Consider the following 12601-nt stretch of genomic DNA (forward strand, 5'->3'; position numbering starts at 1 on the left):
CGGTTCAGCCCTTCACCACCGCGTCGATCGCGTCGATGACGTGGTCGATGTTGTGGGTGTTGACGGCGGCGACGCAGATCCGGCCCGTCTCCAGGGCGTAGACCTCGTGGTCCTCGCGCAGGCGGGTGGCCTCGGCGGGGCTCAGGCCCGTGTAGGAGAACATGCCCTTCTGCGCCTTGATGGCGTCGAAGCCGCGCTCCGGGTGGCGCTGCTGCAGGCTGTCGGCCATCCGCTCGCGCATGGCGCGGATCCGGTCGCGCATCTCGCCGAGTTCCCGCTCCCAGTCGGCGCGCAGCTCCGGGTCGGTGAGCACGATCTCGACGATCGCCGCGCCGTGGGTGTGCGGGTTCGAGTAGCTCGCCCGGACGAGGCGCTTGGCGAAGGCCTCGACCTTGGCCTTCGCGGCCGGGTTCTCGGCCACGATGGTGAGCGCGCCGACGCGCTCGCCGTAGAGCGAGAACGACTTCGAGAACGAGGAGGCGACCAGGAATTCCTGGCCGGACTCGGCGAACAGGCGCACCGGCTCGGCGTCGGCGTCGAGGCCGTTGCCGAAGCCCTGGTAGGCGATGTCGAGGAACGGGATCAGGCCGCGCTCGGCCATCAGGGGCACGAGGTCCCGCCACTCGTCGAGGCCGAGATCGGCGCCGGTCGGGTTGTGGCAGCAGGCGTGCAGCACCACGATCGAGCCCTTCGGCAGATCCTGGAGATAGGCCTTCATGGCCGGGTAGTCGGCGCCGCCGGTCTCGGCCGAGAAGTAGGGATAGTCGACTACGGTGAAGCCGGCCTGGCTGAACAGCGCCTTGTGATTCTCCCAGCTCGGGTTGCTCACCGCCACGGTGGCGTTCGGGTAGAGCTTGGCGAGCAGGTCGGCGCCGGTCTTCAGCGCGCCGGTGCCGCCGATACTCTGGAGCGTCGCGGCCCGGTTCTGGGACAGGATCGGCGCGCCCTTGCCGAACAGGAGCTCCTGGACCGCGTCGCGGAACGGCTTGGTGCCCTCGATCGGCCGGTAGGTCTTCGGCAGGCCCTTCTCGATCCAGCGCTTCTCGGCGGTCTGCACGGCGCGCAGGCGCGGCACCTTGCCGTCCGCGTCCGTGTACACGCCGACCACGAGGTTGAGCTTCTTGGGGCTCGGGTCGGCGTTGAAGGCCTCGAACAGGCGCATGATCGGGTCGAGCGGCGCGTCCTGGATGCCGGCGAACAGCGAGGTCATGATCGTCAATCGTCCCAGAGGGTCTCGGCCGGCGACGCGCGGAGGGGCGCCGGCACGCCCGGCGACGGGCCGGGCCGACGCCCTTATTCCGCACATCGCGCTCGCCCGCCAGCGCTTCCGCGCGCATCAGCGTCCCGATCCGCTCAACGATCTGCGCGACGCTGCGCCCGACGATAGTCCGGGCGATCCGGGAGCGGCGCCCTTCCGGTCGGGGCGGAGACGGTCCTAGAGTGCCGCCATGATCTGTCGCCTCCTCCCGTTCCTCGCCCTTCTCCTCGCGGCCGCCCCGGCCGTCGCGCAGGCACCGGTGCGGATCGGCCTGTCGGCGCCGCTGACCGGTCCGGATTCCGCCTTCGGCCAGGGGCTCCGGCAGGGCGCCGAGCAGGCGGTGGCCGATCTCAACCGCGTCGCGGGCGGCCGCCCGCGCTGGGTCCTCGTCCCGGCCGACGACGGCGGCGACGCGCGGCAGGCCGTCGCCGTCGCGAAGAAGTTCGCCGCCGACGGCGTGCGCCTCGTCGTCGGACCGCTCGAATCCGGGGCGGTCGCGGCCGCGGCGCCCGTCTACGAGGAGGCGGGCGCGGTCATGGTCGCGCCCGCGGCATCCTACGGGCCGCTGACCGGGCGGGGCCTGTGGAACCTGTTCCGCCTCGGACCGAGCGACGCCCAGCAGGGCCGGGCGGCCGGGGCTTACCTGGCGAAGGCATTCGCGGGGCGCCGGGTCGGGATCCTCAGCGACCGCTCGACCTTCGGCCGCGGCCTCGCCGACGCGGTGGCGGCGCGGCTGAAGGAGGCCGGCATGCCGGAGGTGATGTTCGACGGCTTCCCCCGGGGCAACCGCGACCTCGCGGACCTCGTCGCGCGGCTGAAGGCGGCGCGCCTCGACGCGGTGTATTTCGGCGGCCTCGCGCCCGAGGCCGCGACCCTGCTCCGCGCCATGCGCGAGGCCGGCCTCGGCGCGACGCTGGTGGCGAGCGACGGCATCCTCGACCCCGCCTTCGCCGCCGCGGCCGACGGGGACGGGGAGGGGACGGTCATGACCCTGGTTTCCGATCCGCCGCGCCTGCCCGAGATCCGCGGCGCTCGCCCGGTGCCGCGCTCCCCCGAGGCGGAGAGCGTCGCGGCCAACGCCTACGCGGCCGTGGAGCTCCTGGCGCAGGCGACCGAGCGCACCCGCGCCGCCGACCCGAGGACCGGCCGCATCGCGGACGGCCACAAGGTGGCCGAGGCCGTGCGGACGGGGCCGTCCCGGACGCTGCTCGGATCGGTGGCCTTCGACCCGCGGGGCGACCGCGCCGGAGCACCGATCGCCCTGCGGATCTGGCGCCGGACGCCGGACGGGCGCCTCGACTATGCCGGCAACGATGCGGAGCCCTGAGAGCCGGCAAATCGTGTCGATGACGGAACGTGTTCGGTGTCCGTGACTTGCGGCCGGTTCCCGCGGGGACTACATGCGGGCGGTGCTGCTGAGCTGGCGCGGGCGGTCCCCCGGATCGGATCCGCGCCCTGCGGCGTTTCCCGAGCTCGATGACAGCCGAACACGCATTGCCGGAACGCCTGCTGCCGGACGGTCCGACTGGAGAAGGTGCATGGCGAAAGAAGAATTGATGCAGTTCGATGGTCTCGTGATCGAGATCCTGCCGGATGCGCGCTACCGCGTGCAGCTCGACCAGGGCCACGAGATCGTGGCCTACACGGCCGGCAAGATGAAGAAGAACCGCATCAAGACGCTGGCGGGCGACCGGGTGACGGTCGAGATGTCGCCCTACGACCTCGAGAAGGGCCGCCTCGTGTTCCGCCACAAGGACGAGCGCTCGTCCGGACCCCGCCCGCCGGTGCGCGGCGGTCAGTTCCGCCGCCGTTGACGGCTAGGCGCGCGAGCCGGACTTCCCCGGCCGCGGCCGCCTACCTGCTGCTGACCGTCACGGCGCTCCTCTGGGCCGGCAACGCCGTCACCAGCCGCTGGGCGCCCGGTCACGTGTCGCCCCAGGTCATCACGACGCTCCGATGGGCGGTCGCCTGCCTGGTGCTCATGCCCTTCGCCGCGCGCCGGCTCGCCGCCGCGTGGCCGCTCCTGCGGCCGCACTGGCTGCGCATCCTGCTGATGGGCGGCCTCGGCTACACGGCCTTCAACTGCCTGTTCTACGCGGCCGGTGTGCATACCGGCGCGATCAACCTCGCCCTGTTCCAGGGGGCGATCCCCGTGCTGGTGATCGTCCTGAACCGGCTCGCCTACCGGGTGCCGGTCACGCCGGGGCAGGTCCTGGGCGTGGCGCTGACCCTGGTCGGCGCCGGCCTCGCCGCCACGCACGGCGACCTGTCCGTGCTCACGAACCTCGCCTTCAATCGCGGCGACGTGCTCGTCTTCTGCGCCTGCCTGCTCTACGCGGGCTACACGATCTTCCTGCCGACGCGCCCGAAGGTGCCGGCCCTGGTGTTCTTCGCCGCGATGGCGGTCGCGGCCTTCGTCACCTCGCTGCCGCCGCTCGCCGTCGAGTGGGCGACGGGCCACGCCGTCTGGCCCAACCGCGAGGGCTGGCTGATGGTCGCCTTCGTGGGCCTCGGGCCGTCGCTGCTGGCGCAGCTCTTCTTCATGCGCGGCGTCGAGATCATCGGCCCGAACCGCGCCGGCCTGTTCGTCAACCTCGTGCCGATCTTCGGCGCGATCCTCGCCGTCCTGCTGGTCGGCGAGCCGTTCGGCGCGACGGAAGGGGTCGCCCTGGCCCTGGTGCTGGCCGGGATCGCCTGCGCCGAGCGCCTGAAACCGGCGCCCGCCGCAGAGGCGACTCCGGAAGCCGCCTACTCGCAGACGCGGACGCGGCGGATGTAGACGTCGCCGTAGGCATCGTAGGTCCGGCGGCGCTCGAAGTGGCAGACCGGGCCGTAATCCTCCTCGACGTAGACCGGCGGCGGGGCGCGGTAGACCGGGCGGCCCGGGTAGTAGCCGTTGTTGGCCGACGCGATGGCGCCGCCGACGGCCAGGCCGCCGAGCACGCCGAGGGCGGCCGCGCCGCCGGCGCCGATGCCGTCGCGGGCCTGGGCGGCCGGCGCGAGCGTGGCGAGGCTCCCGACGACAAGGCTCGTCGCGAGAAGGTACTTCATGACATCCCCCTGAAAGCAGGCGATTCGTGCCGATCGATCGGCACAGAGCTGCTAGCACACCCGAGCTTTGGGGCGTTTGTTCGGCCGCACGTGCCGGCTTGACGTGAGGTGCTCCGCCGCACCAAACCCGGGGGCGAGCCGGAGGGCGAGCGAGAGGAGCGGCGACCGTCATGGTGACACGGGGCTTCGTCGGACGCAGGCAGCCGCCCGAGACCGGCGCGCGCCTGCCGCCGGGTCAGTACCTGACCGACGACTTCCCGATCCTCCAGATCGGCCCCAACCCGACCGTCGACATGGCGACGTGGCGGTTCACGCTGCGCGAGGGATCCCGGCCGATCAAGGCGTGGAGCTGGGCGGAGTTCGAGGCGCTGCCCCGCACCACTTGGCGCGGAGACATCCACTGCGTCACCAAGTGGTCGAAGTTCGACACGACCTGGGAGGGCGTCAGCTTCGACGACATCCTGGCCGATGCCGGGATCGCGGCGCCGACCGGCTACCTTCTGGCGGAATCCCACGACGACTACACCACGAACGTGCCGGTGGCCGACCTCGTGGGCGGCCGCGCCCTGGTGGCGACGCGCTACGAGGGCCAGCCGATCCATCCGGATCACGGCGGCCCGGCGCGGCTGTTCGTGCCGCATCTCTACTTCTGGAAGAGCGCCAAGTGGGTGAAGGGCCTCCGGTTCACCCAGACCGACACGGCCGGCTTCTGGGAGCTGCGCGGCTACCACATGTACGGCGATCCCTGGCGTGAGCAGCGCTACATCGGTGACTGAGGCGGTTCCTGAAGTGGTGACTGGCGCAGTGACGGACACAGTGACTGACCCGGCGTTCGAACCCATCGTCTTCCGCTGGCACGAGGCGGAGATCACCGCGATCGCGCCGGTGACGCCGCACGTGAAGAGCGTCCGGCTGCGCTGCGGCCTCGCCGAGTCCTACCGGGCCGGACAGCACGTCGATGTCCGGCTCACCGCCGAGGACGGCTACCAGGCGCAGCGCAGCTACTCCGTCGCCTCGGCGCAGGACGGCAGCGGCACCCTGGAGCTGATGATCGAGGCCCTGCCGGACGGCGAGGTGTCCGGCTGGTTCTCGCACTGCGCCGAGGTCGGCGACCGGGTCGAGCTGCGCGGGCCGATCGGCGGCTCGTTCTCCTGGGACGGGTCCGACGGTGGGCCGCTGCTCCTCGGCGGCGGCGGGTCCGGCGTGGTGCCGCTCCTGGCGATGCTGCGGCGGCGGGCGCAGCACTGGCGGGCGATCCCGGCGGCGCTGATCTACTCGGCCCGCACCCGCGCGGAGGCGATCGCGGTCGCCGAGCTGGAGCGGCTCGCCGAGACGGATCCCAACTTCTCCCTGCATCTCGCCACGACGCGCGAGCCCGGCGGCAAGCGGATCGACGCGCACCTCGTCGCCGACGCGCTGGCGCGGATCGGGGCGCCCGGGAAGGTGTTCCTCTGCGGCTCGAACCGGTTCGTGGCCGCGGCCTCGGACCTGATCCTGGCGCAGGGCGTCGCGCCGGGCCTGATCCGCACCGAGCGCTTCGGCGCCTGAACGAGGCCTGGCGCTTTCCGGTCGAGGATCTCGGCTCTGTCGTCGTTGCGAGCGGAGCGACGCAATCCGGAGTGCGCCACGTTCTCCAACGTCGCGCCGCCCCGGGTCGCTTCGCTGCGCTCGCGACGACGGAGCGGGTTGCACCGACCGAAGCGTTCCGCCGGAAGCCGGATCAGGGGCTGAAGATCAGCACGAGGTAGACGAAGAACAGCACGAGGTGCACCGCGCCCTCCAGCACGGTGGTGCGCGAGCCCGAGAAGGTCTGGGCGCTGAGGATCAGCGTCACGGCCAGCAGGGTCATCTCAGTCGGCTTGAGGCCGAGCACCACGGTCTGGCCGGTGAGCAGCCCGATGGTCAGGATCGCCGGCACGGTGAGGCCGACCGTGGAGGTGGCCGCCCCCAGGCACAGGTTGATCGCCCGCTGGAGCTCGTTGCGGGCCACCGCCTTGAGCGCCGAGATCCCCTCCGGCGTGAACACGATGGCGGCGATCAGCACGCCGCCCAGCGCCGTCGGCGCGCCGAGCGCCGCGATGCCGTGATCGAGGATCACCGCGAGGCTCTTGGCCAGGATCACGATCGGCAGGACGTTGGCGAGCAGCAGGCCGACATGCTTGGCGACGCTGCCGCCCGAGACCGGATCCGCGCCGTGCGGCGGCTCCGTCGCCTCGGGTATCTCCGCGTCGATGAAGAACTCGCTGTGGCGCCCGGTCTGGATCAGCAGGAACACGCCGTAGAGGGCGAGGGTGAACACCGAGAACGTGACCGCCTGAAGTGTCGTCAGGGTCCCGTCGCTGGTGGAGCTGGTGAAGTTGGGGATGACCAGCGCGATCGTGGTGAGCGGGATGATCACCGCCATGAAGGCCGAGGCGCCCTGGAGGTTGTAGCGCTGCTGGTGGTGGCGCAGGCCGCCGACCAGGAGGCCCAGCCCGACGACGCCGTTCAGCACGATCATCAGCACCGCGAACATCGTGTCGCGGCCGAGGGTCGGCGCGTCCTTGGCCGACAGCATCACGGCGGAGATCAGCGCCACCTCGATGATGACGATCGCCAACGTCAGGACCAGCGTCCCGAGGGGCTCGCCGAGGCGGTGTGCCAGTTCCTCGGCCTCGTGCACCACGCCGAAGGCGGCCCAGACGATCACGGCGAGCAGCCACGCGAACAGGCCCCCCGCGAACAGGGGCTGCGACAGGTCTCCGAGCCAGTCCTTGCCGAACCACGTGAAGGCGAGAACCGTCGCCCAGGCTACCGCCACCCGCAGGGCTGCCATCATGATGAACGTGTACTCCGCTCGGTTCGCGTCGGGCCTCGACGTGCGCGATTCACGGGAGCCTTAGCAGGTCGTCGGACCAGTGTCGGCGTCGACGGCCGATCGGCCGCGGGTCCATTCGCGCGCCGATGAGGCGGGCCGGATCCCGGATCGAGCGCGCGCAACCGCCCCATGCTGCGACGGGAGTGGTCAGTCGGCCCGGTTGGCGTTACCTTCCAGGCACCCGAATAAAGTCCGGCGCCTGATTCCCCCGCCGCGCGATGGCGCGCTGCCGGGCGCGGCACGGCCGTTGAGAGTTCCCGAAGCTTGCCTTTCCCGACCCTGCCCGCCCCCCTCGCGCGGGCCCTGAGCGACCGCGGCTACGCCGACCCGACGCCGGTCCAGGCCGCCGTGCTGGAAGCCGCCGCCGGCTCCCGCGACCTCCTCGTCTCGGCCCAGACCGGGTCCGGCAAGACCGTGGCCTACGGCCTCGCCATGGCCAGCATGCTGATCGGGGAGGCCGAGCATCTGCCGCCCCCGGCGGCGCCCCTCGCCCTCGTGATCGCCCCGACCCGGGAACTCGCCCTGCAGGTCCAGCGGGAGCTGTCCTGGCTCTACGGGCCGGCCGGAGGCCGTGTCGCGGCCTGCGTCGGCGGCATGGATCCGCGCCGGGAGAGCCGGATGCTCGCGGACGGCACCCACATCGTGGTCGGGACGCCGGGCCGCCTGCGCGACCACCTCGAGCGCCGCAACCTCGACCCGACGGCGCTGCGCGCCGTGGTCCTCGACGAGGCGGACGAGATGCTCGATCTCGGCTTCCGCGAGGACATCGAGTTCATCCTCTCGGCGACGCCCGCGGAGCGGGCCACCTACCTGTTCTCCGCGACCCTGCCGAAGGCGATCGAGACGCTGGCCGAGCGCTACCAGCGCGGGGCCCTCCGGCTCGCGATCAAGGGCGAGACCAAGGGCCACGCCGACATCGCCTACCGGGCGGTGCGGATCATGCCGCGGGAGACCGAGCACGTGGTGCTCAACCTCCTGCGCGAGGCCGACGCCGCCACCGCGATCGTCTTCTGCAACACCCGCAACGCCGTCCGGCACCTCCAGGCCAGCCTGACCGAGCGGGGCTTCTCGGTGGTGGCACTCTCGGGCGAGCTGGGGCAGGGCGAGCGCAACGCCGCGCTCCAGGCCCTGCGCGACGGCCGCGCCCGCGTCTGCGTCGCCACCGACGTGGCCGCCCGCGGCATCGACCTGCCGTCGCTCAGCCTCGTCATCCACGCGGATCTCCCGCACGACGCCGAGGTGCTCCAGCACCGCAGCGGCCGCACCGGCCGCGCCGGCCGCAAGGGCACCTCGGTGCTGCTGATCCCCAATTCCCGGCGGCGCCGGGCCGAGCAGATGTTCGCCATCGCCAAGGTGAGCCCCGAATGGTCGGGGCCGCCCTCGGCCGACGAGATCCGCCGGCTCGACGGCGAGCGCATGCTGTCCGACCCGCTCTTCGCCGAGCCGCCGGCCGAGGAGGACGTCGCGCTGGCCGAGACGCTGCTCGCCGGCAAGAGCCCGGAGGAGCTCGCCGCGCTCCTGGCCCGCGTGTACCGCACCCGCCTGCCGGCCCCCGAGGAGGTCAGCGATCCGGGCGAGGGCCGCGCCCCCCGCGGCGAGCGTCCGCCCTACGACCCGATGGACCCGGAGCGGATCGCCGCCATGGGCCCGGCGGTCTGGTTCCGGCTGAACCTCGGCCGCCGCGACAACGCCGATCCGCGCCGGCTGCTGCCGATGCTGACCCGTCGGGGCGGCATCGGGCGCCAGGAGATCGGCGCCATCCGGATCTTCGACCGCGAGACCAAGTTCGAGGTGCGGGGCAACGCGGCGGCGCGCTTCGCCGAGGCTTTCGCCCGCAACGGCTCGCCGGAGATCCAGGTCGAGGCGCTCGCGGGCGACGGGGCGCCGGCCGAGCGCCGGGGCCCGCCCGCCGGGCCGAAGGGATTCGCGAGCCCGCGGGCCGGCAAGCACCAGCGCAAGGCCGAGCGCACCGGGCCGAAGGGCGACAAGGCCGGGCGCCAGACGGGCCGGGCCTGAGCGCCGGCCCCGGCAGACGTCCGGCCCCGTGAACGGGGCCGGCGCGGCGGATCAGAAGACGTTCTTGACGGCGTCGCCGAGGGCGTCGACGCTCTCCTTGAGCTTCCGCCCGGCCGGCGCCAGGGACGGGAGCTTGATGCCGAGCACCTCGGTGTCCTCCGCCTCGGCGGGCTCCGCCTGGGCAACGGTCGCGGCGGCGCCCTTCGCCTTGTCGACGGTCCGCGTCGGCGCGGGCGTTTGGCGGGTCGCCGCCTTGGGCGCGGGCTTCTCGGGGCGCTCGATCTTCTCGGCGCGCTCCGTCCTCTCCGATTTCCCGGAGCGCTCCGTCTTCTCGGCCCGCTCCTTCTTCTCGGGACGCTCGGCCTTCTCCGCGCGCTCCGTGCTCTCCGCCACCGGCTTCGGCGCGGCCGGCTCGACGGGCTCGCGGGCCCGGACCGTCTCGGAGGCGCGGGGTGTCTGAAGCGCGGCCGTGCGGACCGGCGCCAGCGGCGCCACTTCCCGCGCGGCCGCGACCGGCGTGACGGGCGTCGGAACCGGGATGCGCTGCGTCGGCGCGACGGGGGCGGCGGCGACCTTCGCGGGCTGCGGGGCCGCCGGCTGCGGGGTGGTGGGTGCGGGCGGCGTCGGCGCGGGCGTGATCGCCGCGAACGCCTCCGGCAGCGACACCATCCTGAGCGCCGGTGTCTCCGGCTTGGCGGGCTGCGCCGGGGCAGCCGCCGCCTGGACGGAGCCCTTGATGGCGGGCAGCCCGTCCTTCAGCTCCGGCCAGTCCGCGGCCTGCCGGGACGCGACGATCTTCACGGGGGTCGGCGCCGCCAGGCCGGCCATCACCGTCGAGGCGGCGACGCCGAAGCCGACCAGCGCGCTCGCGCCGGCCACGCTGAACAGCGCGACCTTGAGGTTCAGCGACGGCCCGGGCTTGGCCGACGGCGTCCGGTCAGGCCGGGTCTCGGACGGGTCGAGGTTGAGATCGATCATAGGCCGGGGTCTCTGACACGATACACGCCGCGCGCGACCGGGCTCCCCTTCACCGGCCGCCACACTCCGAGGATTCGAAGGTGGTTCGACTCTGGTGGCGATAGAGGAGCTGCAATACGGCGCAATGATGTCGGTCCGAATTGCCTGCCCAGCCAGTCCTGGCGCGGCTATCCACAAGATTACGCCGCGCCGCTTAAGAATCGGTGTTCGCCCCGTCCGCGGCACTGGGGGCGGGGCGGCCTGAGCACGTCCGGGTCGCCACTCCGCCGGCCGCCCGCGGCGGGCGCCATGGACTTCGCCGGCGCGGTCGCTATGCGTCAGCGCGTGGATACCCGCCCGAACCTGTCCCCGCGTACCGAGACGGCCGAAGCGCCGGACGCTCCCCGGCTCCGCCGCTGGCCCTGGTCGGCGTGGTCCACCCGCGCGCGGCTCGTCGCGGTGGTCCTGCTGATCGACGCCTTCGCGGCCGTGATCTCCTGCGCGGTCATCGTCCTGAACGCCCGGTCGGCCGTGCGCGTCGAGACCCGCGCGTCGCTCGCGACCGTCGAGTCGCTGGTGGCCGACACGATCCGCCTGTCCGACACGGCCGCGCCCGACACGCTGCTCCAGACCCTCGACCTGCGCTTCAAGGTCCTCCGGCACGTCCGGGTCGCTGTGCTCGACGCGGACGGCGACGAGGTCGGCCGGCCGCTGCCGCCGCCGCGCGCCGACCGGGAGGCGCCGCGCTGGTTCGCCGACCTGATCATGCCGCCGATCGAGCGCCACGCCCTTCCGATTGTCGTCAACGGGCGGCGGCTCGGCACGGCGCAGATCACCACGCAGCCGATGGACGAGATCGACGAGATCTGGGGCTACGCGCGGGCTCTCTCGCTGACCACCCTTGCGATCAACGCCGCGATGCTGATCGCGCTCTACATCGCGCTGGGCCGGATCCTCGCGCCGCTGCGGCGGCTCGGCGCCGGCCTGACCCAGCTGGAGCACCACGACTACACCGCCCGCCTGGAGCCGCCCGGCGCCCGGGAGCTGGCCGTGATCGCCGAGCGGTTCAACAAGGTCGCCGAGGCCCTGGGCGAGGTCCGGGCCGCCAACGGCCGCCTCAACCGCCAGCTCCTGACCGCGCAGGACGACGAGCGCCGCCGGACGGCCCTGGAGCTGCACGACGAGTTTGGTCCGTGCCTGTTCGCCCTTGAGGCCAACGCCGCCTCGATCGGCCGCATCGCCTCCGGCACGGCCGAGCCGAGCCGCGAGAAGCTCGCCGCCCGGGCGGCCGAGATCAGCGCGATCGTCGGGCAGGTCCAGACCGTCAACCGGGAACTCCTGAACCGCCTGCGGCCGCACGGCCTCGGGCAGGCGCCCCTGGCGACCTGCCTCGACCTGCTCCTGCGCGGCTTCGAGCAGCGCCATCCCGGCATCACCTTCGCGGGCCGCTTCGACGGGCTGGCCCGGGGCTACGGCGACCTCGTGGACCTTACGGTGTTCCGCTGCGTGCAGGAGAGCGCCACCAACGCCGTGCGGCACGGCGCCGCGACCCGGGTGGAGGCCGAGGCGGCCGAGACCGGCGGCGGGATCGACCTCACCATCCGCGACAACGGCACCGGAATCCCGCCGGAACACGGCACCGGGCTCGGTCTGTCGGGGATGCGCGAGCGCGTGGAGGCCCTCGACGGCACCTTCGCCCTTGACAATGCCGGCCCCGGGGCGATCGTCCGGATCACGATCCCCGTTCCGCCTGACCGGGGCGACGAGAACAACACCGCGCCGAGCGCATGAACGCCATCGCATCCCAGATCGACGCCGCCGCCACGCGCCTGCCGGTTCTCGTCATCGATGATCACCCCATCGTCCTGCAGGGCTGTCGACGCGTGCTGGAGGATTCCGGCGTCGAGACCATCGCGGAGGCGACGACAGTCGTCGGCGGCTACCGGATCTTCCACCGGCTCCGCCCGCCGGTCGTGATCTGCGACCTGACCTTCCAGGGCAGCGGCATGGCCGGGCTCGGCCTGATCCGGCGGATCCGGGCGGTCGCGCCCGAGACGCGCATCCTGGTCTTCAGCATGCACAACGACCCGGTGATCGTCGCCCGCGCCCTCGAGGCGGGGGCCCTGGGCTACGTCCTCAAGGACCACGCCTCGGCCGAGCTGTTCGAGGCCTTCGCCAAGGTCCGCGTCGGCGAGGTCTACCTCGACCGGCGCCTCGCCACCGAGGTGGCGATGCTGCGCGCCGACGCCCGCCGCGCGCCGGAATCGCAGCTGACCCCCCGCGAGCAGCAGATCCTGGCGCGCCTCGCGCAGGGCCGCTCCTACGGAGCCATCGCGGCCGACCTGTCGGTGAGCTACAAGACCGTGACGAACGCCTGCTCGCAGATGCGCCAGAAGCTCGGCGTGCGCACCCTCGCCGAGCTGATCCACGTCGCCGTCACCCACGCGCAGCGGCAGGGCTAA

The 12601-nt window shown here is 72.9% G+C and carries 12 protein-coding genes; 8 read left to right on the plus strand and 4 right to left on the minus strand.

What is annotated here, in order from left to right; genetic code table 11:
* Window positions 1-4: 4 nt before the first annotated feature.
* Entirely contained in the window at window positions 5-1210 is a 1206-nt protein-coding gene (locus ACX9MN_RS30510; RefSeq protein ID WP_020093019.1) for an amino acid aminotransferase, read from the minus strand.
* 238 nt (window positions 1211-1448) lie between these two features.
* Between ACX9MN_RS30510 and ACX9MN_RS30515 the strand changes: the two genes are divergently transcribed.
* From ACX9MN_RS30515 to ACX9MN_RS30525, 3 genes are all read left to right on the plus strand, one after another.
* The gene (locus tag ACX9MN_RS30515) at window positions 1449-2585 is read left to right on the plus strand and encodes a branched-chain amino acid ABC transporter substrate-binding protein (RefSeq protein ID WP_489726238.1); all 1137 of its coding nucleotides are present in this window, start codon (window positions 1449-1451) and stop codon (window positions 2583-2585) included.
* Between the two features lie 211 nt (window positions 2586-2796).
* Window positions 2797-3072 carry a translation initiation factor IF-1 gene (infA, locus tag ACX9MN_RS30520; protein WP_012320343.1) on the plus strand — a complete coding sequence of 92 codons (276 nt, stop codon included), beginning with the start codon at window positions 2797-2799 and terminating at the stop codon, window positions 3070-3072.
* Complete coding sequence (locus ACX9MN_RS30525) at window positions 3069-4037, plus strand: DMT family transporter (protein ID WP_331297741.1); 969 nt, start codon at window positions 3069-3071, stop codon at window positions 4035-4037. Before infA ends, ACX9MN_RS30525 begins: the two co-directional genes overlap by 4 nt.
* Here the strand turns inward: ACX9MN_RS30525 and ACX9MN_RS30530 are convergent.
* Complete coding sequence (locus tag ACX9MN_RS30530) at window positions 4007-4309, minus strand: hypothetical protein (RefSeq protein WP_012320341.1); 303 nt, start codon at window positions 4307-4309, stop codon at window positions 4007-4009. The two genes, ACX9MN_RS30525 and ACX9MN_RS30530, sit on opposite strands and share 31 nt — an antisense overlap.
* A gap of 170 nt (window positions 4310-4479) precedes the next feature.
* On the opposite strand from ACX9MN_RS30530, the gene ACX9MN_RS30535 reads away from it, so the two are divergent.
* On the plus strand, window positions 4480-5085 hold the full coding sequence (locus ACX9MN_RS30535) for a sulfite oxidase-like oxidoreductase (RefSeq protein WP_091927177.1): 606 nt from the start codon (window positions 4480-4482) through the stop codon (window positions 5083-5085).
* A 40-nt stretch (window positions 5086-5125) separates the two neighbouring features.
* Window positions 5126-5857, plus strand: coding sequence for an FAD-binding oxidoreductase (locus ACX9MN_RS30540; protein WP_331297742.1), 732 nt, complete (start codon window positions 5126-5128; stop codon window positions 5855-5857).
* Between the two features lie 172 nt (window positions 5858-6029).
* On the opposite strand, the gene ACX9MN_RS30545 is transcribed toward ACX9MN_RS30540, so the two are convergent.
* The gene (locus tag ACX9MN_RS30545; RefSeq protein WP_489726239.1) at window positions 6030-7127 is read right to left on the minus strand and encodes a calcium:cation antiporter; all 1098 of its coding nucleotides are present in this window, start codon (window positions 7125-7127) and stop codon (window positions 6030-6032) included.
* 303 nt (window positions 7128-7430) lie between these two features.
* Here ACX9MN_RS30545 and ACX9MN_RS30550 point away from each other — a divergent pair, with 303 nt between their 5' ends.
* The gene (locus ACX9MN_RS30550; protein WP_132368402.1) at window positions 7431-9182 is read left to right on the plus strand and encodes a DEAD/DEAH box helicase; all 1752 of its coding nucleotides are present in this window, start codon (window positions 7431-7433) and stop codon (window positions 9180-9182) included.
* Between the two features lie 51 nt (window positions 9183-9233).
* Here the strand turns inward: ACX9MN_RS30550 and ACX9MN_RS30555 are convergent, their stop codons facing one another.
* Entirely contained in the window at window positions 9234-10160 is a 927-nt protein-coding gene (locus ACX9MN_RS30555) for a hypothetical protein (RefSeq protein WP_489726240.1), read from the minus strand.
* A 288-nt stretch (window positions 10161-10448) separates the two neighbouring features.
* On the opposite strand from ACX9MN_RS30555, the gene ACX9MN_RS30560 reads away from it, so the two are divergent.
* Together ACX9MN_RS30560 and ACX9MN_RS30565 are read left to right on the plus strand one after the other, a co-directional pair.
* Window positions 10449-11930, plus strand: coding sequence for an ATP-binding protein (locus tag ACX9MN_RS30560; protein ID WP_489726241.1), 1482 nt, complete (start codon window positions 10449-10451; stop codon window positions 11928-11930).
* Window positions 11927-12601 carry a response regulator gene (locus ACX9MN_RS30565; protein ID WP_012320334.1) on the plus strand — a complete coding sequence of 225 codons (675 nt, stop codon included), beginning with the start codon at window positions 11927-11929 and terminating at the stop codon, window positions 12599-12601. The genes ACX9MN_RS30560 and ACX9MN_RS30565 overlap by 4 nt, the downstream gene beginning before the upstream one ends.

This window comes from Methylobacterium sp. 1A, assembly GCF_058072805.1.

Coding starts and splice junctions, on each gene's coding strand:
- ACX9MN_RS30510 (WP_020093019.1), bottom strand. CDS start 1,210: ATGACCTCGCTGTTCGCCGGCATCCAGGACGCGCCGCTCGACCCGATC.
- ACX9MN_RS30515 (WP_489726238.1), top strand. CDS start 1,449: ATGATCTGTCGCCTCCTCCCGTTCCTCGCCCTTCTCCTCGCGGCCGCC.
- infA (WP_012320343.1), top strand. CDS start 2,797: ATGGCGAAAGAAGAATTGATGCAGTTCGATGGTCTCGTGATCGAGATC.
- ACX9MN_RS30530 (WP_012320341.1), bottom strand. CDS start 4,309: ATGAAGTACCTTCTCGCGACGAGCCTTGTCGTCGGGAGCCTCGCCACG.
- ACX9MN_RS30535 (WP_091927177.1), top strand. CDS start 4,480: ATGGTGACACGGGGCTTCGTCGGACGCAGGCAGCCGCCCGAGACCGGC.
- ACX9MN_RS30545 (WP_489726239.1), bottom strand. CDS start 7,127: ATGATGGCAGCCCTGCGGGTGGCGGTAGCCTGGGCGACGGTTCTCGCC.
- ACX9MN_RS30555 (WP_489726240.1), bottom strand. CDS start 10,160: ATGATCGATCTCAACCTCGACCCGTCCGAGACCCGGCCTGACCGGACG.
- ACX9MN_RS30560 (WP_489726241.1), top strand. CDS start 10,449: ATGGACTTCGCCGGCGCGGTCGCTATGCGTCAGCGCGTGGATACCCGC.
- ACX9MN_RS30565 (WP_012320334.1), top strand. CDS start 11,927: ATGAACGCCATCGCATCCCAGATCGACGCCGCCGCCACGCGCCTGCCG.